The sequence below is a fragment of the Nocardiopsis sp. NPDC055824 genome (assembly GCF_053616335.1).
The window spans coordinates 1-5,061 of the sequence record NZ_JBSHDN010000312.1 but is presented as its reverse complement, the minus strand read 5'-3'; the positions used below and the strand labels follow the sequence as shown (position 1 = coordinate 5,061).

At 71.8% G+C, this 5,061-nt stretch carries 3 protein-coding genes; 2 read left to right on the top strand and 1 reads right to left on the bottom strand.

All coding sequences use genetic code 11. The features are described from left to right. Positions 1 to 123: 123 nt before the first annotated feature. Positions 124 to 1,470, bottom strand: a complete 1,347-nt coding sequence (locus tag ACWGL3_RS30890) for a KamA family radical SAM protein (RefSeq protein ID WP_267950233.1) — start codon at positions 1,468 to 1,470, stop codon at positions 124 to 126. A 426-nt stretch (positions 1,471 to 1,896) separates the two neighbouring features. Between ACWGL3_RS30890 and plsX the strand changes: the two genes are divergently transcribed. Next, a complete protein-coding gene (plsX, locus tag ACWGL3_RS30885) occupies positions 1,897 to 3,033 on the top strand; it encodes a phosphate acyltransferase PlsX (RefSeq protein ID WP_267947975.1) in 1,137 nt (378 codons plus the stop codon). Positions 3,034 to 3,145: 112 nt separating this feature from the next. Continuing rightward, the gene (gene argS, locus ACWGL3_RS30880) at positions 3,146 to 4,891 is read left to right on the top strand and encodes an arginine--tRNA ligase (protein WP_267947974.1); all 1,746 of its coding nucleotides are present in this window, start codon (positions 3,146 to 3,148) and stop codon (positions 4,889 to 4,891) included. Positions 4,892 to 5,061: the final 170 nt, after the last annotated feature.

Here is a 5,061-nt window from a genome sequence, read left to right as displayed (position 1 = left end):
CGGCACCACGATGTGGTGCCGGGCTCCGTCGCGTCCGGCCGGGGCCGCCGGCGCGGCCCCGCCGGGCCTCCGCGGTCCTTCCGATGCCCTGTGCCCGGGCCCCGCTCCGCGGACGGGCGGTTCCTACAGGCGGGTGGGGTCCACCGGTCCTCCGCTCCCGCCGACCGGCGGAGCCTCCCACGGGAAGTGGGTGGCGCCCAGGGCGGGCTTGAGGTCGAACAGCCACGCCGCCTTCTCGTCGTACTTGGCGAAGAAGGGGCGGCCGACCAGCTCCGGGTCCCGGGCCTGGATGAAGCGCAGGACGAAGACCTTCTCGCCCGCCACCTCCGCCACGCCGTCCACGCAGACCTTGCCCGGCGTCGCCGACATCGAGGGCCCCCGCACCGTGCGGGCCAGCCCGGACACCTTGGTGTAGGCGCCCCGGAAGATCTCGTAGGCCTCGGCGAGCGGGACCGCGAAGTAGTCCTGGGGACCGGTGTCGCGCTCCACGAACATGTAGTACGGGACCATCCCGTGCCGCAGGTGGGTGCGCCACATGCTCTCCCACACGGCGGGGTCGTCGTTGATCGTGCGGATCAGCGGCGCCTGCGTGCGGATGACCGCCCCGGTCGAGCGGACGCGGCGGACCGCCTCCTGGACCAGCTCGGGACGCATCTCGTTCGGATGCGAGAAGTGGGCCATGAACGCGAGGTTCTTGCCCGACGCGACGACCTTCTCGAAGAGGCGCAGGGTGTCGTCGGCGTCCGGGTCGGTGACGAAGCGCTGCGGCCAGTAGGCCAGCGCCTTCGTACCGATGCGGATGGCCTCCAGGTGCTCGATCTCCAGCAGCGGCTCGATGTAGCGGGAGATCACCCCCTCGCCCATGATCATCGGGTCGCCGCCGGTGAACAGCACGCTGGTGACCTCGGGGTGCGTGCGGACGTAGTCGACCAGCTGGTCGATCTCGCTCGACGCGAACTTGAGGTCGGCGTCGCCGACGAACTGGGCCCAGCGGAAGCAGTACGTGCAGTACGCGTGACAGGTCTGCCCCTGCTTGGGGAAGAAGAGCACGGTCTCCTTGTACTTGTGCTGGACGCCGGGGATGGGCTCCTCGTCGGCCGTCTTCGGCACGTTGAGGTCCATCTGTCCCGCCGGGTGCGGGTTCAGACTCGCCCTGATCCGGTTGGCCGCGTCGTTGAGCTCCTTGCGCGGAGCGCCGGAACGCAGCAGGTCGGACATCCTGGACACGTCGCCCGGGGGCAGCATGTCGGCTTGTGGGAAGACCAGCCGGTAGATCGGATCGTCCGGAGCGGCATCCCAGTCGATCAGCTCGTCGACGACGTAGCTGTTGACGCGGAACGGCAGCACCGTGGCCACCGCCTGCACCGCGAGTCGCTCATCGGCGGCGAGACCGGCTCGCGCGGTGAGCTCGTCGAGGTGTTTCGTCGTGTAGGCACGAAACCGACGTCCGGCGGACGGGGACTGTGCCACGTCTGGCGTAACGCTCACGCTTCTCCTCTCCTGTGTGTGTGCAGGGCCGCCCCCGGGCAATCGGGCAGCCCTGATCCGGCGGCTCCGGTGCGGGTGCACCGGTCGACCTCCGGAACGGTGATCCAGTGTGGTTGTCCTACGCTCTCGGAGCGTGATGAGGCCCTGAGCCAGCGAGCGGATATACCCGGATTAGGGCTTTTGTACCCATCTCACGCCAAGTCCAGCCCTGACCAGGACATACGGGAAGTATCCTCGCATGAGTGGACGAACAGGCCTTACGGCGTCGCCCCGGGAGCGAACCGGTAGCGTGGCACCACACCCTCGCGCGCCCCTGGCCCCCACGTGCCCTCCGGCGCCGCCGGAACAACGGGACCTGCGCGCACACAGTGCGGAACGCCCACCACGACCCGTGAGGGAAGCACCGAGTTGACTGGTACATCCGACGCGGAAGCGCCCGCCCCATCCCGCACCTCTCCGCCGATCATCGCCGTGGACGCCATGGGTGGTGACAACGCGCCCTCCGAGATCGTGAAGGGCGCCGTCATGGCCGTCCGCGAACTCGGGCTCCGTGTGCTCCTCGTGGGCAGGCGCACCGAGATCGCCTCCCTCCTCGCCGAGGAGGGCGCCCTGCGGGACATCCCCGTCGTCCACGCCGAGGACAACCTGGCCATGCACGAGGGCGCCCTCGCCAGCTGGCGCCGCCCCCGCTCCAGCGCGGCCGTCTCCTGCCGCCTCATCCGGCGCGGCGACGCCGACGCCCTCGTCTCCGCGGGCTCCACCGGCGGCATCGTCGCGACGTCCACCGTCCGCCTGCGCACCCAGCCCGGGGTCCTGCGCCCCGCCCTCGCCGTGACGCTCCCCACCGGCGAGACGCCGACGATCATGGTGGACGCCGGGGCCAACGCCGACGCCAAGCCCGAGATGCTCGTCCAGTTCGCCCACCTGGGCTGCGCCTACGCCCAGACCGCCTTCGGCGTGCGCCGTCCGCGCGTGGGCCTGCTGACCATCGGGTCCGAGCCGGGCAAGGGCAACAAGCTCGTCCGCAGGGCCACCGAACTGCTGTCCGCGACGGCGGAGGGCTCCCCGTCCATGGACTTCCGCGGCAACATCGAGGGCCACGACCTCCTCGCCCGCAAGGTCGACGTGGTGGTCACCGACGGCCACACCGGCAACGTCGCCCTCAAGTCCGTGGAGGGCACCGCCGCCTTCGCCATGGACCTCGTCCGCGACGCGCTGACCTCCACCGCCGCGGCCAAGGCCGGGGCCCTGCTCCAGCGCAAGGCGCTCCGCCGCCTGCGCGAACGGCTCGACAGCGAGACCTACGGCGGCGCCGCCCTCCTCGGCCTCAACGGAACCGTGGTCATCGCCCACGGCGACAGCCGGGCCAAGGGCGTCGCCCGGGCCTGCCAGCTGGCGCACGACCTGGCAGGCGGCCGCATCGGCGAGCAGATCCGCCGCCGGGTGCACCACCGCTCCTCCAACTGGCTCCACCGCCTGGCCCAGTCCGAGGCCCCGCCCCCGTCCCCTCCCGGCGCCCTGCCGCCGGCCCCGGAGGGCCGCTGAGCGGGATCCGGGCCGGGCCGCGCGCCCCGCTCCCGGGCGCAGGAGAGGGCCCCGTGCCGTGTCACCTCGCGAGGGGCGGGGACAGGGGGCTCAGGTCGGTACGCTTAGGGGCATGGCCGACCCGCAGGAAGTACTCTCGCGACGGGTCCAGTCCGCCCTCGGCGCCGCCTTCGGCCCCGAGTTCGCCGACACCGACCCCGTCATCCGCCCGTCCCAGTTCGCCGACTACCAGGCGAACGCCGCCCTCGCGCTCGCCAAGCGCCTGGGCCGAAAGCCGCGCGAGGTCTCCGCGGCGATCATGGAGCACCTCGACGTGGCCGACGTCTGCCGCGCCGTCGAGGTCAGCGGGCCGGGCTTCATCAACCTGACGCTGCGCGAGGACTGGATCGCGGACCAGACCCGCCTGCTCCTGGAGGACCCGCGCGTGGGCGTCCCCGTCCAGGAGCGCCTCGACATCCCCCTCGACTACTCCGCGCCCAACGTGGCCAAGGAGATGCACGTCGGGCACCTGCGCACCACCGTGGTCGGCGACTCCCTCGCCCGCACCCTGGAGTTCCTGGGCCACAACGTCATCCGGCAGAACCACATCGGCGACTGGGGCACCCCCTTCGGCATGCTCATCGAGCACCTGCTGGAGGTCGGCGAGGAGTCCGCCGAGGCGGACCTGCTCACCAGCGACCCCAACGCCTTCTACCAGTCGGCGCGCACCAAGTTCGACTCCTCCGGGCCCGGCGCGGACGACTTCGCCGCGCGTGCGCGCCGCCGGGTGGTGGCCCTCCAGGGCGGGGACGAGGAGACCCTGCGCCTGTGGCGCGAGCTCGTCGGGCTGTCCAGGGTCTACTTCAACAAGGTGTACGCCAAGCTCGGGGTGACCCTCACCGACGACGACCTCGCCGGGGAGAGCACCTACAACGCCGTGCTCGCCGACGTCTGCGACGAGCTGGAGGCCAAGGGCATCGCGGAGGTCAGCGAGGGCGCGCTCTGCGTGTTCCTGGAGGGCTTCATCGGCCGCGAGGACAAGCCGGTCCCCCTGATCATCCGCAAGAGCGACGGCGGCTACGGCTACGCCACCACCGACCTGGCGACCGTCCGCCACCGCGTGGAGGACCTCAAGGCCGACCGCATCCTGTACGTGGTCGGCGCCCCGCAGGCCATGCACTTCAAGATGGTGTGGGCGACCGCCCGCAAGGCCGGGTGGCTGCCGGACGGCGTCGAGGTCACCCACGTGCAGATCGGCAACGTGCTCGGCGGCGACGGCAAGATCCTGCGGACCCGCAGCGGCGCGCCCGTCCGCCTGATGGCGCTGCTGGACGAGGCCGTCGAGCGGGCCGCCGCCGTCGTGGCGGAGAACCGCCCCGACCTCGGCGCCGAGGAGCAGGCCGAGATCGCCCGCCAGGTGGGCATCGGCGCGGTCAAGTACGCGGACCTGTCGGTCTCCCACGACACCGAGTACACGTTCGACTTCGACCGCATGCTGGCCCTGACCGGCAACACCGGCCCCTACCTCCAGTACGCGCAGGCGCGGATCCGGTCCATCTTCCGCAAGGGCGGGCTGGACCTGTCCTCGCCCCGGGGCGGGATCACCGTCTCCGAGGGCGCGGAGCGCGACCTCGCGCTCAAGCTGCTGGAGTTCGGCGCCGTGGTGGAGCAGGTCGGCGCCCTGCTCCAGCCGCACCGCCTCTCCGCGTACCTGTTCGAGCTGGCGCAGACGCTCACGGCGTTCTACGAGCACTGCCCGGTGCTGACCGCCCCGACCGAGGCCGAGCGCGAGTCGCGCCTGGCGCTGGTGTCGGTGGCCTTCCGGGTCCTGGTGCAGGGCCTGGACCTGCTGGGCGTGGAGGCTCCCGAGCACATGTAGCGGACCGTCGGCGAGACCAAGGCCAAGCCCACCATCGAGGTCGATTTCGAGGTCGGCGAATCGGTGACGGTGATGGACGGTCCCAGCCGTCCCGTCGGGGACGCAGGGCGGCGACCGCCGCCGACAACGAGCACCCGGTCCCGTGGGTGTGCACGGTGTCGATGCGGACC

What these genes read in the sequence shown, in the direction of transcription:
- argS (WP_267947974.1), top strand. Translation starts at nt 3,146, where the DNA reads ATGGCCGACCCGCAGGAAGTACTCTCGCGACGGGTCCAGTCCGCCCTC.